Below are 19308 nucleotides of genomic sequence, written 5' to 3'. Positions count from 1 at the left end.
CTGATCTAAGGTGGAAGTTTACTGTAGCTGGAAGCGTTTTATCCGCCTCTCCATGATTATTTTCAACTTGTCTCCTTTTTATTCATAAATGCCCGTCCGAAGAATACATATAGGATAACAATGGACAAGGAGGACTCCGGATGAACTTTTTTTGGATTTGGAACGCAAAGCGGATCAAACGCTATTCTGTTATCATCCTTGCTGCTCTTTTCACGGCCGGTATTTTGTATGTAGAGCGCACTCAAATTCCTGTTTTTTCAACCGGCGAAAAGCCAGTGGCAATCTATAAGGTGGAAACGGAGGATAAAGATATTGCCCTCACATTTAACATCAGCTGGGGGGAGGAACGTGCAATTCCCATTCTGGACACCCTAAAAGAAAATAGCGTGTCCAACGCTACCTTCTTTATTTCAGCGGCCTGGGCAGAACGGCACCCTGAAGTCGTTGAACGGATTCTTGAAGACGGCCACGAGATCGGCAGCCACGGTTTCCGTCACGATCATTACACACAATGGGAAGACGAAAACATCAAAAAAGATATCTTAACAGCACACGAAATCATAAAAAAAGTCAGCGATACGACACCGCAGTTTTTACGTCCGCCAAACGGCAACTTCGACGACCGCGTTCTTACTATTGCTGATAAACTCGACTATGACGTTATCCACTGGAGTATTGACTCCCACGACTGGCTGAATCCAGGTGTAGATCAAATTGTTGAAAACGTCGTCGGAAAAGCAGCGCCGGGGGACATTGTTCTCATGCACGCATCCGATTCAGCAAAACAAACAGCTGAAGCCCTCCCGGAGATTATTGACCAGTTATCCAACGGCGGATTCAACTTCGTCTCCTTATCAGAACTCATGACCGGCTCCGAAACAACAACACAGGAAGTCCACTAACGGGGGTCTGTCCCCTGAACAATTATGTAAAACGGTGTGAAGAGAGGGTTGTTCGTACAACCCCCTTCCCCGCCTTAACTGAAGCGGACCCGAGAGCAAAAGAAAAAGCTCAGCCATTCGGCTAAGCTTTTTTTGCTGCTGCTTTATTCGGCTGTTCGTGGAGCCTGTGAAGCACAAGAATCTGCCATGTGTTGGCTACGAGAAGCGGTACAAGAGCCGTCCACAGGAATGTCGGTTCATTTTCCCGTAAGGCCGGTATCCACTCGATGGTGGTTACAACAACCATAAAGAAAAGAGTCGGAATAAATGCCGTGAAGTTGGTGTCTTTCGACTTTATATAGGCCACTGTAAGACTGTATCCGAGAAGGAAAAGCGGCAGGATCATGTACCCCGCAAAGGTCTCCCCTTCTGTCGCAAACATTAAATGTCTGAAGAATACCAGGTCAAACAGGGCAAAGGCAATAAGAATGACCTGAACTCTGTTCCAAAGCTGCTGTGATTTAAAAATACCAAGCCCGAAACGGTGAATGGTCAAATAGGCAAAGAACCCCATCTGGGAGATAATCGTCCAGATTCCCGCTCCGATAAAAAGCATAAACAATCCGCCAAATTGGCCGTTGGCAAGGTCCTGCATGTGTGTATTAAAATCCAGAAACAGTCCCATTAAAAGACCTGAAGTTGTCCCGATTAAAAACGTGCTGTAAAATAAAAAAACGACTTTTCGTGTATTCACTGTTCTGCCCCCGATATTGTATAGATACCACCCATCATTGTATCAGATTTCACTCGGCACATTCCAGTTTTTTTCACTTCCTGAAGTCACCATTACTGCCAACGTGATGCATCTCACACCGGACCGCATAAACCGCACCCCTTTAACGCATATTAGGAAAAAAGACAGCAAAAGGGGCTGACACACATATGGATCGTGTCTGGAAAAAAGCGGCCTTATCTTTCTTCATAACGTGTCTACTTGTAACTTCAGGCTGTGCAGCAACAGAAGACCAAAGCAGTCAGCCCGACTACGAAGACACGAAAAAAATGATGGTCGATATGCTCAAAACAGATGAAGGAAAACAAGCAATACAGGAAGTTCTTCAGGATGAAAAAGTACGTTCATCAGTTGTCATGGACCAGGTTTTCGTTAAGGACACCATTGAGAACACCCTCACCACCACACAGGGAAAAGGGTTCTGGGAAGAAATGATGAAGGATGCGGAATTTAAAAAATCCCTGGCCGAAAGCATGCAGCAGAAAAATGAAGATGTCCTTAAGGGACTGATGAAGGATCCTGAATACCAGCAGATGTTCGTGGACGTGATGCACGACCCTGAAATGGAAGAACACTACCTCGAACTGATGCAGAGCAAAGAATACCGCCAGCAGGTCATGAACATTATGGCCGAAGCATTTGAAAGTCCGTATTTTGTAGCACGCCTGAACCAGATTCTCGGCGATGTAGCCAAAGAACAGATGGAAAAACAGGACGAAGAAAATAAAAAGCAAGAGGAACAGCAGGATGACAGCGGCCAAGAGGAAGAAGGTCAGATGGGTCAGACATCCGGGCAGGGCGGAGGAAGTTAAGTAAGCAGCGGTAGCGCCCAGCAGGAAGAGTAAGAACATTAATAGGTGAAACAGCATGTCAAGGGAATGTGGAAAGCAGCGGAAAACCGCTGCTTTTTTGATTTTAGTATTATTTTTCTTCTTTTACATCTGCTTGACCAACAACTTCAACACTAACTGTTTCTTTTTTCACAGGAGCTTTTACTGTCTCCATCTCTTCAACCTGCCGTTTTGACACCTCCACTTCCGCTACTGTCACCGGATGTTTTGTTATCTCTACTTCTTCTTCTTTAACCGGTATACGAAGTTCTTCTTCGTCTCCTGCTTCAATTACCATTTCCTCACGTCTAATTGGTATTTTAAACGTTTTCTCTTCCTCCACTACCTCTTTGCGAATGGTAACCTCACCTGATTTCACTCGTTCTTTCTTTATTTCCAGTTGTTCTTCTTTAAGTTTAATCATTTGATCAGAAGATTCTTTTTTGTTTTCATTGACACTCTTTCTTCTTTCTTTTATCGCATAAGCCAGGAGGAGCCCAATCAGTCCCCCTGCTGCTGCACCTGTAAAAAAATACCCTGCAATCCAGCCAATCAGCCCTCCTGCCAATATTCCCGTCATGATAAAGCGTCCCATACACTTCTCCCTTCAAAACATATTTTTTCTATTTTGCCCATCCCAGGGATGAGTATGAAAAAAGGTGTCCAAGGGACCGTCGTTAACGGCCCGCATGGACACCCTTATTTCTGCAGCGCTTCTTGTTATTCTGTATCGTTTACAACGTCTGCCGTACCGTGTGTTTCTACATCCGCTACTTCCTTGTGAAGAACGTCATGGACTTGCTCTGTTTCTTCAACAGAACGCTTATGAGCAGTAACTTCCCCAGTCACCACAGTATGCTTTTCAACATCTACTTCTTCTGCTGTAACTGGAATGTGAACAGTCTCTTCTTCTGAGATCGGCTCATCCGTTGGCTCGTGGTCTACAGCTTTTCTTTCAATGATAACTTGGTCGTGAGAAACAGGAACATTGACCGTTTGTTCCTCTTCCACGATATCTTTATGGATTTCCACATCTCCTGTTTCATCCCTGTGTTTGTGGATATCCAATTCTTCTTGACGAAGATCGATATGCGCGTCGTCTCTTGCGAATTCTGTATCCCGGTTTTCCTCATTCACAGCCTTGCGCTCACCACGTTTTTCGTTATCCTTTTCATTAAACAAATTGAAAAAGCCCATGATACGACCCCCTTTTGAATTTAAGTGGACGTTGCCCACTTCTATATTTTTGCCATGGGGGCTGATACCATTCGTTAAAATAAAGGTTCTGCTGGCTTAAAGTAGGTAAAAAAAGCCCGCAGCCTTATTGCCTGCGAGCTCCTGATCTATTTCCCAATTTTTTTAATAACCGAATCAGCCAGGTTAGAATAAATCTTCCCGATTTGATGGTCTTCATCATAAACAGAAGGTGCAAAGTTCTCTTCATCAATTTCCGGCTGGCCTAATGGAATCTTGACAAGTACCTCACTGCGGAGCTCCTCCGCGAGTTTTTCACCGCCGCCGGTTCCAAATACGTACTCTTTTTCCCCGGTGAGCTTGCTTTCAAAGTAAGCCATGTTTTCAACAATCCCTAAAATCTCATGCTCGGTTTTAATCGCCATCGCACCGGCCCGTGCAGCCACAAACGCGGCTGTGGCATGAGGTGTCGTAACGATAATTTCCTTACACTGGGGAATCATGGAGTGGATATCAAGGGCCACATCCCCTGTTCCCGGCGGAAGGTCCAGCACAAGGTAATCAAGATCATCCCACTCGACTTCGTTAAAGAAGTTGTTCAGCATTTTACCAAGCATCGGTCCGCGCCAGATGATCGGAGAGTTATCCTCCACGAAGAAGCCCATGGAAATAACCTGAACTCCAAAACGGTTTACCGGGTAAATGCGCTGTCCCACTACTTTCGGACGCTCTTCAATTCCCATCATGTCAGGAACACTGAAACCGTAGATATCCGCATCAATAATGCCGACCTTTTTTCCTTTGCGGGCAAGTGACGTAGCGAGGTTTACACTTACTGTCGACTTCCCGACGCCGCCTTTACCACTTGTTACAGCAATAAACGTCGTCTTCCCGTTTTTCGCACGGTCAAGAATCGTTTCTCCGGCTTCTTCCTCTTCCCCGCCGCCATGCTGAGCCAGTACTTCGTCACTCAGCTTTTCAAAACGAAGCCCGACAGAATCAGCGCCGGCACCTTTCACTGCGCTCACAACGGCTTGCTGGAGCTGCATCTGCTCCGCTGTTCCCGGTTGTGCGATCGCTAATTTCAAACTCACTAAATTATCTTTAATCTTCACTTCTTTCACTGCCTGAAGCTCGATTAGACTTTTTCCTAAGTGCGGCTCTTGCACATTTTTGAGTGCATCAAGCACTTGTTGTTCCGTAAGCATTGTAACACCGCCCTCTATGTATTCGATTACATGTCCTAGTATAACACAGAACCCCGATTCTTCTCGCCCGCAAGGCACACAGAATTTCACAGCAAAAAGAGCAGGTCACTGACCTGCCCCCGGTATCGGCTCTTCGTATGAATAACGGAGAATCCCCTCATAAATCGATGCTGCCACACTCTGCTGATAGTCCTTCGTTTTTAACAGCTCAGCCTCTGTCGGGTTGGATAAAAAACCGACCTCCACAAGAGCCCCGGGAATCTCCGCCTGCTGCATTAAATAAACACTGTTAATCGGCCTCGCATCCCGGCTTGTATTCTCAAGGTTTCTGATAATCTCTGCCTGAATCTGCTTGGCCAGTACATCGCTTTTTTCCACAGCCCGGTTGTAAAAGGTCTGTGCGCCCCTCCACTTCGGTGTCGGAATCGCATTTAAATGGAGACTGATAAAAAGGTCCGCATCCGACCCGTTAATAAGCTCCACCCGCCGCTTCAGATCCTCCGTCTTCCTTGAACGGATCCGCTTTGTCCCTTCCGCCGCCAGATCATGATCCCCTTCCCGCGTCATTAACACGAGAGCACCGGCCTCCTGTAAGTAATCCCTTAAAATAAACGTTATCTGTAGAGCAATATCTTTTTCCAGATCGCCCGCCCGGGAAGATGCTCCTCCGTCAATCCCCCCATGCCCCGGATCAAGGACAATTACTTTCCCCGATAAAGGCAGACTGAGCCCCGTCGAGTCCTCACTCGTAAACGGATACTGCACAATCAAAAAAATAACAATAAGTCCAAGTATACTCAGGCTCCATTTCCACCGCTTCCGCACCCGGCTCCCCCCTTGTCTCACCATAACTATATGGGACAAGAAAGGAATTCAGAACTGCAAATCAATGGAGCTTCATTTTATAGCGCCGCACACCTTCATTAAAGCCCTTTTCCCACCACCGGTGCACAAAAGCCTCACTCATCTGTTTGTAACGCTCCTCGTCCGCCTCAGAGCCTCCCAGCCACGCATAGAACTGTCCCGCCGACTGCTCCGCGTAAATATCGATCTCATCCATGCAACGGGCTTTCACCGTCTCTGCTGTTTCACCGAAATAACCGAACCGCCCGTACTCCGAACCAAGGAGGAAAGCGTCAATCCCAATATCCACGCAAAAATCCTCAAGATACATATTACTCACCCGGTCCATATAAATCGTCGTCATAAAATGCTGGTGCACATCTTTTCTCAGGTCACTGATGGATAAACTGCGGAGTACCCGCCGCTCGTAATTCCACTGCTTTTTTCGCCGTTTTTCACTAAAGGATGTAATTAAGTTCATGGTCTCCGCCTCTTTTTTAGTTCTATTTTTTGCTGCGGACACCAGTTCACACCCGAGAAATCATCCCAGTGCACCCATGGGAAAAATGCGAAGAATCACCAGACAAAAAACAGCGGAGCTTCCATTGTTAGAAGCTCCGCTCCCACGCGTTCACTTAATAAGCCATCCCCGGCATCACGATCGACACCTTAAGATTCGCATTGTGTTCCCGGACCGCATCCATGAACTTCTGATTGGACACCACTTCTCTATCCTCCCCTTATTGAATTCCTTCTTTATTCTTTAATAAATTTTTGTTGCAAGTAAAGATAGACGCCGGTACTTTATACCTGTTTTTTAAATACATTATTTGTGTAAGAAAAAATTCTTAGAAATGAGGTGAAACAATGGGAGTTCGTTGTGAATGTGAAATCACACCTGTATTATGCCCGACACAAGTTGCTGCAGGAGAAAGCACTAATGTACAATTTATAGTAAATGTGTCTGGATTTTGTCAGAATTGCCAAGTTAGATGTAATCTCGTCTTCTCTGGTGAAGGGGGAGATGGTACATGCAATTTGAGCGCACCTGGTTCAAACCCTGTAGAACCAGGGGAGCCACTTACAGTCGGACCAGGTTCTACACTGGTAACTGCAACTATTTCTATTAATGCATGTCCAACGCAGGGAGAGCCTTTAAACCTAAATGTAGCAGTCAGATGCCTCAATGAATCCGGAGTAGAAGTTTGCGAAGATTCGGCAGATTGCTCTAATATCGACTGCATTTAGCTAACTGCAACTTTCGACAGGTCCGTTTGAGGGCTTTTCTTTTTAGTTTATCTACATTCATGCAGTAACCAGTAAACAACAACTAAAACCACTTGAAAGCTGGTTATGTGAATTACTGGTATTTTTCATCTCGTTTACTCGCTAACAAACCTTACTTTGCCAGGACTTGAAAACCCGAATAAATGCTAATCCGTTAAATTATAAAAACAAGTGAAGTGTTTACCTTTATTCCTTATGATTACCCACTCCACTTTAAGGTTTGGTTTCAATAATGCTCGATGATTATTACCCCATCCCTGACATCACGATCGACACCTTGAGATTCGCATTGTGTTCCCTGACCGCATCCAAGATCTCCTGATCCGATACCCCTTCTTTCCCCTTCACTTTATACGTAAGCTGATACATCGTACCGAGGTTTGTTGTCTCCACCTGCACCAGATTGTACTCATCAAGGAGGTCGCTGAAAATCCCGTCAAAAAGCTTTTCATAATGCATGTTCTCCGGAATTGTTACCTTCAATGTTTTTTCACTCACATCGGCTTTCCCGTAATCAAACGTAAACAGCAGGAAGATAAGGGCACTTAAAATGACCGTAAAGATAAATGCCAGCAGGTAAAACCCGAGCCCGCACGCGATACCCGCTGCCATACCTGCAAATATAAAAGCAATATCTTTCGGATCACCCATGGCCGTTCTGAAACGGATGATGGAAAAAGCACCAACAAGGCCGAATGCCACCGCAATGTTATTTCCAATCACAATCATCACCACAGACACCACAACACTCATGATCATAATCGTATGAATAAACGACTGGGATGGCTGTCCTTTATGTGTTTTCTTATAGACCCATGTCACAATACCACTTAACATAAAACTCAGAAGAATGGCCATGACAGCCTCAATCGCAACCACCTGCGTCGTTTCGTTCCCTGCATTCTGTAATTCACTTAACAACTGATTCATCTCTGCATCCACTCCTGTCTTTAGCCTGCAGTGGCTTCTTTGTTTTTTTGTTTCGCTACTTCTTCAATCAGGTCCACGCTCGTACAATACTTCGATACACTCTGCTTCGGACACTCATATTCACTGAGAAGACGGCTTAACCATAAAGGAACACTATGGTTCACCTTCACTTCCAGCACGACCAGATCCTCATCAACAAAATGACGCCCCCGAGGGCCGTTTTCCACCTTTAAATCGTCACCACGGCACATCAGGTTATAATCAAACGTCACTCTTAGGTCATCCTCATACAGACCGTGAAACGCCTGCCTGTCGTAGCTCACGACCACTTTCGGCTCAAGTCCGTACAAAGACTGGAAGGAGCCCACCTCTTTTAACACCTGCGGGTTTGAAGCCTCGAAATGCTCCGGCCGCTCACCTGTGCTCCGTCCGAGGAAACGGTACGCTTCGATCAGCGTGATGCCCGTCCTTCTTTTATTGACCACGTTGTTGTACTTCTGCTTTGTTTCGATAAACGCCGTGCTGTTCAATGTGGCATCATCGTAAACCCGGAGTCTGAGCTTCTGCCTGAAACGCAGCTTGTTCCGGGTTTCATAATAAATCTGCTTATCAGGAGAGTCGAAGTACAAACTGACGATGTTGTACTTCCCCTCCTCCCCGAACCTGTCAAAGCGCATCCGCTCCAAAAGGTGAGGTACAAGCTGTTTATAGGTATGAAAAGGAATTAAGTATTTCATTTCGTAACGGCTGAAAATTTCCAATGCCATGTTTATGTCTCCTCCTTCCGACACCCTTTATACTACGGGTGAAAAATGAAGAGACTCTTTGAGTTTTATTAGAGAACGATGAGAAGTTAATGAAGAAGTGTTAATGTTGGAGAAATGAGGAATTGAGGAGGCTGCCTTCTGCTCGGTGAGGAATTCCTGAATTCAGCGGGTAAATTCCTTAAATTAAATCCCTATTACTGAATCCAGCAGCCCTTTTCCTTAATATAAAAACCCATCCCTGAATTCTTGAGGTCAATTCATTAAAACAAACAAATTATAATTCCTTAATCCGTTCGTCCAGTACAAAAAACCCCACCCGCAAAAAACGAGTGAGGTTTTTTACTATATTTTTTATTCATCAACAACGCCAATCTCTTCATAATAACGTTTAGCTCCAGGGTGCATGTTTACATCAGGATCCACGAGCCCATGGTAACCGAGTTCAGGGTCGAAGTAGTTACCCCGATTCGGCTGCTCCTCTTGGAAACGATTAAGGTTATCCCACAGAGCTTTTGTTAGCTCATAAACCGTATCTTCATTCATGTCTTTGTTCACAATAATCATTGCATCCGTCGCTACTGTAGGAACATCTTCTTCCTGGTTATTATATGAGCCTGCCGGAATGGACATTTCGATGTTGTAACCGTACCCTGCTTCATCCAGCACTTGAAGTGCTTCTTCTGTAATAGGCAATGGTCTGATCGGGTTTTGGGTGTCCAACTCGCTCAGTCCCGTTACAAATGGGGATCCACCTTGCACAACCATGTCGATCGTACCGTCACGGAGTTGATTGTTCGCGTCTCCATAACCGTTGTAGGTTACACTTCCACCGTTCGCTTCAATGTCTTCAATGGAGTATCCCATGGCTTCAAAAACACGGTGAGCGGTTTGAGAACTTGCATCGTTCGCTTGTCCCGGAATAATATCCGCCCCGGCTTCAATCGCCTCTTCTATGGTTTGATAAGGACTTGAATCAAGTACGGCAAAGTTCCATAGCGTCGGGTAAAGGACAGCAATACCCATAATATCTTCTTGTGGTTCTCCATCAAACGAACCTCTTCCCGCTACGGCATCAGCAAAGTCAGAAGCAAAAGCCATTCCCGTGAGCATATCAGTCCCTGCATTGACTTCTCGGATATTCCCGATCGCCCCACCTTCTACTACTGTAATGTTTGAACCGTCCAATTCATCCATCCAAACATCCGTCAACAATGTAGATAATGGATACCAACCGGATGCAGTAGGACCTGAAATATGAGAGTGTCGCAAATCCCTGTCATCCCCACCGGCACTTTCTTCCCCACACCCGGCAGCCACCAACATCATAGCAGCACCTAGAGCAACTCCCCACTTCTTCATCGCGATCCCTCTTTCTGTTTTTGATTTTGTTCTGCCTCGTCTCTTAAAATAGCCTTGAGTAACTTTCCAACACTTGATCTTGGTAACGATGTTCTGACGTCAATATGGGTTGGCACTTTGTAACTGGCTATACGTTCTTTTAACCAATCTTTTAGTTGGGCCGGGTCTAGTGAACCTCTGTCGTAAAAAACGATGGAGGCGTACACCGTCTCGCCTCTATACTCATCTGACACACCATAAACAGCTGCTTCTTTCACTGATGGATGCCGGTAGAGAACATCTTCAACTTCAGTCGGATACACATTGTAACCGCTTGCAATAATCAGGTCTTTCTTTCTGCCTGCGATAAAAAAGTACCCATCTAAATCCATGTAAGCTAAATCACCTGTAAAAAACCATCCATTTCTCAGGGCTGAGCGAGTCTCTTCTTCTTGCTTTAAATACCCCTTCATCACTTGAGGCCCCTTAATGACGAGTTCCCCCACTTCACCTACGGGCATGTCCCGATCTCCATCATCCGGGTCGACGATGCGACAGTCCGTGTTCGGAACGGGAATGCCAATGCTTCCTACTTTTCGCAATCCGCCTACAGGGTTGCGGTGAGTCGTCGGGGACGTTTCCGATAACCCGTACCCCTCGAGGATTTCTGCACCGGTCTTCTCTTCAAAAACCCGTATCACGTCTTTAGGCAAAGGAGCTGACCCTGCCATACAGAGCTTCAACGACTGCATCGTTTCAGGTGTAGCCTCTTCTTGTTGCAGCAGAGCCATATACATCGTAGGCACACCGGAGAAGAGCGTCGGCTTTTCGTTTTTAATCGTTGTTAGTAGACGCTTAGGGTCGAATCGTCGGATACAAATCACCGCAGAACCTCTAAACACACCCAACAAGAGAACGGCGCTCATCCCGTACACGTGGTAAAAGGGTAAAACACCGAGCAACTTCTCATCGACTTTACTTAGGTTTTTCACCGTAAAATGTTCGTTTTGGCAGACGTTTGATAAGATGTTTTGATGCGTGAGCATCGCAGCTTTGCTTTTCCCCGTTGTGCCTCCTGTATATTGAAAAACCGCAATATCTGTTTCAGGATCAACGTCCACTTCGGGTACATGGCCAACACATCCTTTTTCGACCATCTCCTCAAAGCACAACGCTTCTTGACGGCCGTATAAGGACGAACCAGTAATAATCAGCTTTTTCCCCGGTTGATCCTTACACGCCTCATACACCTTTGCCCACTCACCATCACCTGTAACGATCCATTCCGCTTTTGAATCTTCCATCACTCTTTTTAGTTCTTCACTTGAGTGCAAAGGGTTGGCTTGTACAACCGTTCCCCCTAGCCTCAATACGGCAAAGTAAGTAGAGATGTACTCTTTGCAGTTAAATAACATAATCACGCATCGGTCGCCTCGTCTAAACCCCGCGTCCCAAAGAGATGACGCAAAAGAAAGGACGTACGCGTAAAGCTCCCGGTAACTTAAGCGTACTTCTTCATCCACAACAGCGAGACAATCAGGCCTTTCTTCATATGATTTTTTCAATAACGAGAACAGCGGCATGGTTGGAATGGCAATCTTCGGTTCAACAGACGGTGGGTAAAACTTTATCCAAGGACGATCCATTCATTCTCACCTTTCTCTTCGTGTTATACTATATGGCTGTTTGTTGAAGGGAGGTCTTTATTACTTTCCACTTGTACCACAGTGCTTTTCTTATTCTTGAACCATTGAATCAGGAACACTGCCACAAAAAGACCGACTCCGATTCCGTCCGTTACAGGTTCAAAAATCACAAGGGAGATGGCCGATACGAGTAACAGGCTTCGTTGTATGATCGGTGTTTTGGTGATCATGTAACCTTGTATCACACAAGCGAATGCAATTAACCCGACCGTAGCTGTTGAAACTCCCAAAATGATGGTGGGTACACTCCCTTCCATCAAAATCGTCGGATTGTAGATGAACATATATGGGAGGATAAATGCGGCAACCCCGATTTTTAATGATTGAAAGGACGTCCGCATCGGATCTCCTCCTGCGATACCTGCCGTAACGTACGAAGTAATGGCAACAGGCGGCGTAATCCCTGAGAAAATTCCGAAATAAAACACAAACAAATGAGCCGCAATAACGGAAACACCCAACTGAGTCAAACTACCGACCGCCACTGTTGCAAGAATCACGTACGCGGAAACCGTCGGCATTCCCATCCCAAGAATGATGGATGCGACCATGATCATAAGAAGCATTGGCAACAGCTCTCCACCGGATAAATCAATCGCCATACGGGAGAACCTTGTACCAAGCCCTGTCATAATGACGGCACCGGTAATGACTCCTGCACCGGCACAGGCCATAATCGTTGAAATCGATCCTCGAATACCCGACTCAATGGCACCTAGCATTTTGACCATTGAAAGACGTGTTTCCTTTCGAATGAAACTGATCAAGATCAGAGACCCGATGGCCCACACGCCGGCACGCATCGGGCTGTAGCCTTGCACCATGAGTACAATGATCAGGATGAGAGGAATCATGAGATAGCCGCGTTTTAAAATCACTTCCCAGAAGTTCGGAAGTTGTTCTTTCGGCATGCCTTCGATCCCTTGTTTTCTTGCCTGAAGGTAGATCATGACACTGGCCATAAAGAAGTACAGCACCGCCGGAATCAAGGCGTATCCTGCAATTTGTATAAATGGAATACCGGTGTATTCCGCCATGATAAATGCAGCTGCACCCATGATTGGGGGCATAATCTGTCCACCTTGAGATGCGACAGCTTCTATACCACCGGAAAAGTTTTTTGAATAGCCAACTTTTCTCATTAAAGGGATTGTAAAAGGACCTGTCATCGTCGCATTCGCCACACCGTTTCCCGTAATCGTCCCCATCATCCCACTGGAAAGAACAGACGCTAACGCCGGACCTCCCCGCATACGACCTGTTATGGAAAAAGCAAAGTCGATAAAGAACTGACCCGCCCCTGTTCGCAACAAAATCGACGCAAAGAGTAAAAACAAAATGAGAACCGTGGAAGCAATATAGATCGGATCCGAGAATATACCATTTGTTGAAATGAACATGGTATCAATGAGTCGGTTGTAGCTGTATCCAGGGTGCCCGGCCAGTCCCGGAAACCAAGGTCCGATAAACACATACACGGTAAAAAACAAAGTTAATCCTGCCATGACAATACCGATCGTTCGCCTAACGCCTTCAACAATCAAAGCGATCATCAACGTTCCGAAGATTTTATCAATCGTAATGACATTTCCCACCCGCATTGCTACATCCGGATAGGCCGTATACGTAAAGACCACAAGTGCTCCGGATAAGAGGAGAGGAATCATATCAAAGAGAGGATGCAGTGTGTTTCTCCCTTTTTTATACGGAACAAAACTAAAACACAGGAAAAGTGCAACAGATGTAAATACCGCTCTGTGTTGCCATGCGGGCATTCCTCCAAACGCCGCCGCATACAACACATACAATGCCAGACCGATGCTTATTGCAGAAAGGAACAGACTCCAGGTTCGGTATAACTTAGACCAACCGTTCGACCGATCCAACGCTTGTTCAAAGTTACTCCTCTCTTCCTTTTCCACTTTCAAACTCACCTTTTCCTCTTCCTTCTTCATGTTCTTCCCTCCTCTTTCCGTGGTCGCTACATTTTAGTTACTGAATAATCAGAAATCAAATCGCGTATTTGGTTAAACCGTCTCGACCATCATCGCCATTCCTTGCCCTCCGCCTACGCAAAGGGTGGCAATTCCTTTTTTCTCTCCACTTCTTATCAACTCGTGAACGAGCGTAGTTACAATTCGCGCCCCGGTAGCCCCCAAAGGGTGTCCTAGCGCAATGGCTCCACCGTTTACGTTCACTCTTTCAGCCGGTAAATCCAGTTCCCTGATCACAGCCAGGGCTTGTGATGCGAATGCTTCGTTCAATTCAATTCGACCAATGTCTTCCAACCGTTCTCCGGTAGACTGTAATAATTTTTGTACAGCAGGTACCGGACCGATTCCCATTACCTTTGGAGAAACCCCCGCCACACTCCATGCTGTGATCTTGGCAAGCGGTTCCATGCCAATGGCTTCCGCTTTTGATCGCTTCATTAGGATTACCGCAGATGCACCGTCGTTCCGCCCACATGCATTCCCGGCGGTCACGCTTCCACCTTCTCTAAACGCAGGCTTTAGCTTTTCAAGCTTCGTAAGCGTCGTAGATGGGCGAGGGTGTTCATCCGTAGCAAATGATTTGATCTCTTTTCGCTCTCGAACTTCGATCGGCACGATTTCCTGATCAAACACTCCGGTTTCCTGAGCACGCTTCACTTTTTCCTGACTGTGAACGGCAAACGCGTCTTGATCTTCACGAGAGATACGGTACTGTTCGGCTACGTTTTCAGCTGTTTGTCCCATTCCCAACCGATCTCCGAATACTTCCATCGGCTGCTGTCCATTCTCCGTATTGGGATCGACTAACGTTGGAGCCCCGCCAAACCGTGCGCCTCGAAGATAATGAGGAGAGTCACTCATATTTTCCGTCCCCCCGGCAACAACCACATCACCGTAGCCGGTCATAATCTGCTGGGCACCAGAGACGATCGCTTGCATGGACGATGCACATAGTCGATTGATCGTATAACTCGGCGTTTCTTCCGGAATGCCCGCTCGCAGGGCAGCGACGCGTGCCACGTTTGACGATTTGGTCGTCTGTCTTACTTCTCCCATGATTACTTCATCAACAAGATCTGCGGGAAGAGAACTCCTCTTCAGTGCTTCTCCAATCACCACTGAAGCTAAAAATCCTGAATCAACATTTCGAAGGGAACCACCATATTTTCCTATAGCGGTTCTGACGGCACTCACGATGACGATATCGTCTCGACTCATGTTTTCACCCCTATATTTTATCCTTCTATTGCTTGATGCCGCCGGCTCACCCATCTGCTTTCCGGAAGAGCTCACGGGCATTTAGGCTCTTAGCATTCACCTACATACACCTATGTAGAGCGTTTCACTTTAAACGTACCCGAGCTTTTCGCTACGACTTTATTGTTGCTATAGATCTCACCTTCACATGTCACAATACGGTACCCTTGTTGAATAATCGTTGCCTCTGCGAGCAGCTCCCCTGCTTTGACCGGGGCCAAAAAATGAATATTCATATTCACTGTCACAATATCCTCATCGATGGCGTTTCGTACAACCATGCTCATAATGTTATCGAGCATGGTAGCGTAGACGCCTCCGTGAACGGTACCATTTGTGTTTATGAGATGCTTTTGAATCGGCAGTTTTAAGACTACATTATCTTTTTCATAGGTTTCAATTTCGAATCCTAAATGAGCAAAGAACGGACTCGTTTCAAATCTCCCTTTCAATGATTCCGATGTTCCCGGCATCTCGTTCACTCCTTATCTTCTCAATGACTAACTATAGGAATAAAACCCTTTTCCGGACTTCCGTCCAAGGTCGCCTTTTTTTACCTTTTCCACAATTACCGGGGAAGGCTTATCTTCTTCGTTGCCTGTTTCCTCGTAACGATACTGTCTTATATTGTAATGAACGTCAAGACCTGTAAGATCGATTAAAGCAAACGGTCCGATCGGGTGATTTAACGCTTTTGTACAAGCAAGGTCAATCTCTTCTGCCGTAGCAATTTCGTTTTCATAAAGGTATAAGGCTTCGTTCATTAACTTTGCTAATATCCGATTGGCTACAAAACCAGAAATCTCTTTTTTCAACAGAATTGGTGTTTTGTTTAACCTTCTTGCCAGCTCCATCGCCACTTCTGCCGTTTCATTAGAAGTGTGCGGTCCTTGTACGACTTCGACCATCTCCATCACCAATGCCGGGTTAAAGAAGTGAAAGTTGCACACTTTACCTGGTCTGTTCGTCGCATCGGCCACCTTAGAGCTGACGATCGTTGAACTGTTCGTAGACAAAATCGCATGTTTCGGAGCAAGTCGATCGAGATCTTCAAAGAGAGTCCGCTTAATCTCCAAATTTTCTACAATGGCTTCAATCACAAAATCCGCATCTCGGACCGCTTCCTCCAAAGAAGTCGTAAACGTCATGTTTGAAAAGGCTTCGTCTAATTCCTCTTTTGACATCTTCCCTTTATCCACTCGTTTACCTAATCGGTCTCGTAATGATTGTTCCGCTTTGACTACGCTCTCTTCTTGAATATCTTGCAGGGTTACGCTGTAACCTGCCAATGCTGATACCATCGCGATTTGAGACCCCATCGCGCCAGAGCCGATCACACTGATGGTTTTGATTTGATCTGCGTTCATACAATCCCCTCCTTTTTCATTATCGCGCCACTTCGCTTAGGATGTGTTTGGCCACAATGATTCGTTGAATTTCATTCGTACCTTCATAAATCTTTGTGATTCTCGCATCACGGTAAAAGCGTTCTACCGGGTACTCAGCAATATATCCGATTCCCCCATGAATCTGTACTGCTTGATCAGCTACTTTATTGAAAACCTCAGAGGCGAACATTTTCGCCATCGATGCCTCCTTAATCGCCTTTTTCCCTTCGTCGATCATTCTCGCCGCATTCATTGTAAGTTGTTTGGCCGCTTCCGTTTCCGTTGCCATATCCGCAAGCATCCACTGAATGCCTTGGTTATCGGCGATCGGTTTCCCGAACTGCTTTCGTTCCATCGCATACTGTGCTGATAGCTCAATTAACTTTTCAGAGGATCCAACGGCTCTTGCTGCCAGTCCCACCCGTCCTTCTCCAAGAATCGTTAATGCCGACACATACCCCATGCCAACTTCTCCGATTACATTCTCGTCAGGTACTTCGCAGTCTTCAAAAATGATTTGTGATGTATAAGAGCCTCTCAATCCCATCTTCTTATCTTTCGCCCCTACTGAAAATCCGGGAAAATCTTTCTCTACCAAGAAGGCGGTAATGCCACCTTTGGCTCCTTTTTCTTTATCCGTGACGGCAAACACGGTAATGACGTCCGCGATCGGTCCGTTTGTGATGAAGTGCTTCATCCCGTTCAAAATCCATTTATCTCCTGTTTTTTCTGCTCGTGTAGACAAGTTGGTAGCATCTGATCCGGCTCCCGGCTCTGAAAGTGCGAAAGCTGCGATCAGGTTCCCCGATGCCATTGCCGGTAAGTACTTTTGCTTCAGTTGTTCCGATCCGAGTTTTACAAGACCGGTACTCCCGATCCCTGTGTGAGCACTTATGAGAGACACATAACCATTATGGGTTCTCCCTAATTGGGCGAGAACACCGGCTTTTCCAACGGTATTCAATCCAATTCCGCCATACTCTTCAGGAATGCTCAATCCGAATAATCCTAACTCTTTCGCTTTTTCTACTAAATGATCGGGAATTTGGTCTTCATCTTCAATCTGTTGGGCATAAGGCTCAACTTCCTTTTCTACAAAATTCCGAATCATTGTTGTCATTTGTTTTACTTCGCTTGCTGTTGCTACCATGCGATACACGCTCCTTTTATTTTGATACGGTATATATAAGCAAGAACTGTGCCAAAACGATAAAACGCTTACATTTCGGGGTGTTTTTTTGATTTGCCTTTCATCAACACCTCTAAATCACCGGGTATGACCTCATGGTTTATGGCTGTTTATCACAGTAAAGCCTACGAGTCCCGGGCTTTTCTTGGCGGTGACGACCACGTTCTTGCAACGAGGACTTTTTCTTGCACCGACTTTCGGTACTTTCCGCGTTAATGCAAAGTTGAATGGGGTTTCCTCTCCCGTACCCTATCTAACAATTCATTGATGATTTTTAATTCAATTTTGAATCGCACAGTTGGTGGGGGTAAAAAGAAAAAGCAATGATCAGGCACACTACTGGTGAAAGGACGAATGTTCTTTCGTTCGTAGCGGCTCTCATCATTGCTTTGTCAAAGTCACAACTTCATTAACTTAAGAAACTACCTCTTTGACGAAGGAGCTCACGGTTAAGCTCCGGATTTTTCTCAAAGGCAGCTCTTCCGTGCAGCCAGAAAGCATTGTTTAGTACCACAAGATCTCCCACCGGCAACTTCAGCTCAATCAACGCAGAATCATTTTCCATTGATTCGGACAATCCCTTCAAGTAACTTGCTTCTTCAACGCTCTTCGGATAAGCAAACTGATCAATAAAGCAAATGCACGGTTTGTTGTTTTGTTTAAAAAACGTTGTTCGATTCACTTCTTTGTTCACATTTTTACTGGACGGTGCTTTGTACGTAATTTCTTTTGTAGCGAGAGGGTGATTTAAATACGTATCAAGCTCATCCCAATCGTCCAGGTGCAGAAGCCTCGACTCCCCACCTACAGCATTTTCTTCCTTCATCTTCATCATCAAAAGCCAGTCCGTTGGTTCATCTACAAATGTTCCATCTGTATGAAGAGTAAAAAGCCGGTATGGTTGCCTTAAATAAGAGTCACTATTGTCTTCATGTTGAACCGTAAACCTTGCGTAGTATTTTCCCGACATTGAGTCGAAGTTCGGTTCGCCGATTAAGTGTGTAATGGCCGTAGAAAACTTGACGTAATCGTCCGGATCGGAAGTGAGGTTCTTCGTTCCTATCGTATAGCCTCCTGTTTCCCGGTCGTACAAGATATCAGTGAGTACTTGTTTTAATTTGCTTCCGGCAAGGGTATTCAATTGGTCGGCAATTATAAAGCGCATGTATGGCACGTACTCCAATTGCTGAACCGATACGTCCTTTACCTCTCTTAAAAACTGCTCAAGGACGTCTTTATTAATATCAATGTGGAATAGCCTTTTGCTTTGGGGGTGCTCCGACACCTCAAAATAATCCGTTTTTTCTACTACCTTGCTTTCGTTTGTTTTTACAACACTCATGTTTCATCCTCCTCGAAATTTTGGATTGTCCACAGTGAAAATGAAACGCTCTTCTCGTAACGATTGTTTCTATCACAAGGGATAATTCCGCTACAGGCGGACGCTTTCTGCAGGCATCACTTCAGCCTCTTCTGGAAAAACGCCCTGCGGGGTCTTCAGTGGATGCTATTCCCGCTGGAGTCGCCGCCCTTCGCTCCATTATCTTTGTTTAAAACAACCTTTATGCGAAAACAACGAAACAAAAATAGCCAGCTATATTATGAAAACACTCATAATATAACCGGCTATATTTACATTCCTGCTCTATTGTGGATAGAGTCATTGTAAATGATACAGTTATCGTTATTATTTAATTCAGCGT

General features: G+C 45.6%; 18 protein-coding genes. 2 read left to right on the top strand and 16 right to left on the bottom strand.

Features of this window, described 5'->3' with window-relative positions:
* Positions 1 to 140 precede the first annotated feature (140 nt).
* Positions 141 to 902 carry a polysaccharide deacetylase family sporulation protein PdaB gene (gene pdaB, locus JSY36_RS13135; RefSeq protein WP_205166731.1) on the top strand — a complete coding sequence of 254 codons (762 nt, stop codon included), beginning with the start codon at positions 141 to 143 and terminating at the stop codon, positions 900 to 902.
* A 121-nt stretch (positions 903 to 1023) separates the two neighbouring features.
* On the opposite strand, the gene JSY36_RS13130 is transcribed toward pdaB, so the two are convergent.
* Positions 1024 to 1635 (bottom strand): KinB-signaling pathway activation protein, encoded by a 612-nt coding sequence (locus tag JSY36_RS13130; protein ID WP_205166730.1) that lies wholly within the window; start codon positions 1633 to 1635, stop codon positions 1024 to 1026.
* Between the two features lie 188 nt (positions 1636 to 1823).
* On the opposite strand from JSY36_RS13130, the gene gerD reads away from it, so the two are divergent.
* Complete coding sequence (gene gerD / locus JSY36_RS13125) at positions 1824 to 2486, top strand: spore germination lipoprotein GerD (RefSeq protein WP_205166729.1); 663 nt, start codon at positions 1824 to 1826, stop codon at positions 2484 to 2486.
* A gap of 109 nt (positions 2487 to 2595) precedes the next feature.
* On the opposite strand, the gene JSY36_RS13120 is transcribed toward gerD, so the two are convergent.
* The 15 genes from JSY36_RS13120 to glaH form a co-directional block, all read right to left on the bottom strand.
* Entirely contained in the window at positions 2596 to 3099 is a 504-nt protein-coding gene (locus JSY36_RS13120; protein WP_205166728.1) for a YsnF/AvaK domain-containing protein, read from the bottom strand.
* Between the two features lie 125 nt (positions 3100 to 3224).
* On the bottom strand, positions 3225 to 3701 hold the full coding sequence (locus JSY36_RS13115; RefSeq protein WP_122901644.1) for a YsnF/AvaK domain-containing protein: 477 nt from the start codon (positions 3699 to 3701) through the stop codon (positions 3225 to 3227).
* 146 nt (positions 3702 to 3847) lie between these two features.
* Complete coding sequence (locus JSY36_RS13110; protein WP_205166727.1) at positions 3848 to 4906, bottom strand: P-loop NTPase; 1059 nt, start codon at positions 4904 to 4906, stop codon at positions 3848 to 3850.
* Between the two features lie 105 nt (positions 4907 to 5011).
* Entirely contained in the window at positions 5012 to 5755 is a 744-nt protein-coding gene (cwlD, locus tag JSY36_RS13105) for an N-acetylmuramoyl-L-alanine amidase CwlD (protein WP_205166823.1), read from the bottom strand.
* 37 nt (positions 5756 to 5792) lie between these two features.
* A complete protein-coding gene (locus JSY36_RS13100; protein ID WP_205166726.1) occupies positions 5793 to 6230 on the bottom strand; it encodes a DUF2521 family protein in 438 nt (145 codons plus the stop codon).
* Positions 6231 to 7282: 1052 nt separating this feature from the next.
* On the bottom strand, positions 7283 to 7966 hold the full coding sequence (locus JSY36_RS13095; RefSeq protein ID WP_205166725.1) for a DUF4956 domain-containing protein: 684 nt from the start codon (positions 7964 to 7966) through the stop codon (positions 7283 to 7285).
* 20 nt (positions 7967 to 7986) lie between these two features.
* Entirely contained in the window at positions 7987 to 8733 is a 747-nt protein-coding gene (locus JSY36_RS13090; protein ID WP_205166724.1) for a polyphosphate polymerase domain-containing protein, read from the bottom strand.
* Positions 8734 to 9084: 351 nt separating this feature from the next.
* Positions 9085 to 10092: a TAXI family TRAP transporter solute-binding subunit gene (locus JSY36_RS13085; protein WP_205166723.1), complete on the bottom strand. Its 1008-nt coding sequence runs from the start codon at positions 10090 to 10092 to the stop codon at positions 9085 to 9087.
* A complete protein-coding gene (locus JSY36_RS13080) occupies positions 10089 to 11717 on the bottom strand; it encodes a long-chain-fatty-acid--CoA ligase (protein WP_205166722.1) in 1629 nt (542 codons plus the stop codon). The genes JSY36_RS13085 and JSY36_RS13080 overlap by 4 nt, the downstream gene beginning before the upstream one ends.
* 23 nt (positions 11718 to 11740) lie before the next feature.
* On the bottom strand, positions 11741 to 13732 hold the full coding sequence (locus tag JSY36_RS13075; RefSeq protein ID WP_205166721.1) for a TRAP transporter permease: 1992 nt from the start codon (positions 13730 to 13732) through the stop codon (positions 11741 to 11743).
* Between the two features lie 72 nt (positions 13733 to 13804).
* Complete coding sequence (locus tag JSY36_RS13070; protein ID WP_205166720.1) at positions 13805 to 14989, bottom strand: thiolase family protein; 1185 nt, start codon at positions 14987 to 14989, stop codon at positions 13805 to 13807.
* A 110-nt stretch (positions 14990 to 15099) separates the two neighbouring features.
* Entirely contained in the window at positions 15100 to 15501 is a 402-nt protein-coding gene (locus tag JSY36_RS13065; RefSeq protein WP_205166719.1) for a PaaI family thioesterase, read from the bottom strand.
* 27 nt (positions 15502 to 15528) lie between these two features.
* Positions 15529 to 16395, bottom strand: coding sequence for a 3-hydroxyacyl-CoA dehydrogenase family protein (locus JSY36_RS13060; protein ID WP_205166718.1), 867 nt, complete (start codon positions 16393 to 16395; stop codon positions 15529 to 15531).
* Positions 16396 to 16414: 19 nt separating this feature from the next.
* Positions 16415 to 17566, bottom strand: a complete 1152-nt coding sequence (locus tag JSY36_RS13055; protein ID WP_205166717.1) for an acyl-CoA dehydrogenase family protein — start codon at positions 17564 to 17566, stop codon at positions 16415 to 16417.
* 448 nt (positions 17567 to 18014) lie between these two features.
* On the bottom strand, positions 18015 to 18947 hold the full coding sequence (gene glaH, locus JSY36_RS13050; protein WP_205166716.1) for a glutarate dioxygenase GlaH: 933 nt from the start codon (positions 18945 to 18947) through the stop codon (positions 18015 to 18017).
* Positions 18948 to 19308 lie beyond the last annotated feature (361 nt).

The sequence above is a fragment of the Alteribacter salitolerans genome, from assembly GCF_016901055.1.
Lineage (GTDB): Bacteria > Bacillota > Bacilli > Bacillales > Salisediminibacteriaceae > Alteribacter > Alteribacter keqinensis.
Note: the sequence above shows the minus strand (reverse complement) of the source record. Positions and strands in the feature narration are given on the sequence as shown.

What these genes read in the sequence shown, in the direction of transcription:
- JSY36_RS13060 (WP_205166718.1), bottom strand. Translation starts at nt 16,395, where the DNA reads ATGAACGCAGATCAAATCAAAACCATCAGTGTGATCGGCTCTGGCGCG.
- JSY36_RS13085 (WP_205166723.1), bottom strand. Translation starts at nt 10,092, where the DNA reads ATGAAGAAGTGGGGAGTTGCTCTAGGTGCTGCTATGATGTTGGTGGCT.
- pdaB (WP_205166731.1), top strand. Translation starts at nt 141, where the DNA reads ATGAACTTTTTTTGGATTTGGAACGCAAAGCGGATCAAACGCTATTCT.
- glaH (WP_205166716.1), bottom strand. Translation starts at nt 18,947, where the DNA reads ATGAGTGTTGTAAAAACAAACGAAAGCAAGGTAGTAGAAAAAACGGAT.
- JSY36_RS13065 (WP_205166719.1), bottom strand. Translation starts at nt 15,501, where the DNA reads ATGCCGGGAACATCGGAATCATTGAAAGGGAGATTTGAAACGAGTCCG.
- gerD (WP_205166729.1), top strand. Translation starts at nt 1,824, where the DNA reads ATGGATCGTGTCTGGAAAAAAGCGGCCTTATCTTTCTTCATAACGTGT.
- JSY36_RS13075 (WP_205166721.1), bottom strand. Translation starts at nt 13,732, where the DNA reads ATGAAGAAGGAAGAGGAAAAGGTGAGTTTGAAAGTGGAAAAGGAAGAG.
- JSY36_RS13095 (WP_205166725.1), bottom strand. Translation starts at nt 7,966, where the DNA reads ATGAATCAGTTGTTAAGTGAATTACAGAATGCAGGGAACGAAACGACG.
- JSY36_RS13080 (WP_205166722.1), bottom strand. Translation starts at nt 11,717, where the DNA reads ATGGATCGTCCTTGGATAAAGTTTTACCCACCGTCTGTTGAACCGAAG.
- JSY36_RS13070 (WP_205166720.1), bottom strand. Translation starts at nt 14,989, where the DNA reads ATGAGTCGAGACGATATCGTCATCGTGAGTGCCGTCAGAACCGCTATA.
- JSY36_RS13090 (WP_205166724.1), bottom strand. Translation starts at nt 8,733, where the DNA reads ATGGCATTGGAAATTTTCAGCCGTTACGAAATGAAATACTTAATTCCT.
- JSY36_RS13115 (WP_122901644.1), bottom strand. Translation starts at nt 3,701, where the DNA reads ATGGGCTTTTTCAATTTGTTTAATGAAAAGGATAACGAAAAACGTGGT.
- JSY36_RS13055 (WP_205166717.1), bottom strand. Translation starts at nt 17,566, where the DNA reads ATGGTAGCAACAGCAAGCGAAGTAAAACAAATGACAACAATGATTCGG.
- cwlD (WP_205166823.1), bottom strand. Translation starts at nt 5,755, where the DNA reads ATGGTGAGACAAGGGGGGAGCCGGGTGCGGAAGCGGTGGAAATGGAGC.
- JSY36_RS13110 (WP_205166727.1), bottom strand. Translation starts at nt 4,906, where the DNA reads ATGCTTACGGAACAACAAGTGCTTGATGCACTCAAAAATGTGCAAGAG.
- JSY36_RS13120 (WP_205166728.1), bottom strand. Translation starts at nt 3,099, where the DNA reads ATGGGACGCTTTATCATGACGGGAATATTGGCAGGAGGGCTGATTGGC.
- JSY36_RS13100 (WP_205166726.1), bottom strand. Translation starts at nt 6,230, where the DNA reads ATGAACTTAATTACATCCTTTAGTGAAAAACGGCGAAAAAAGCAGTGG.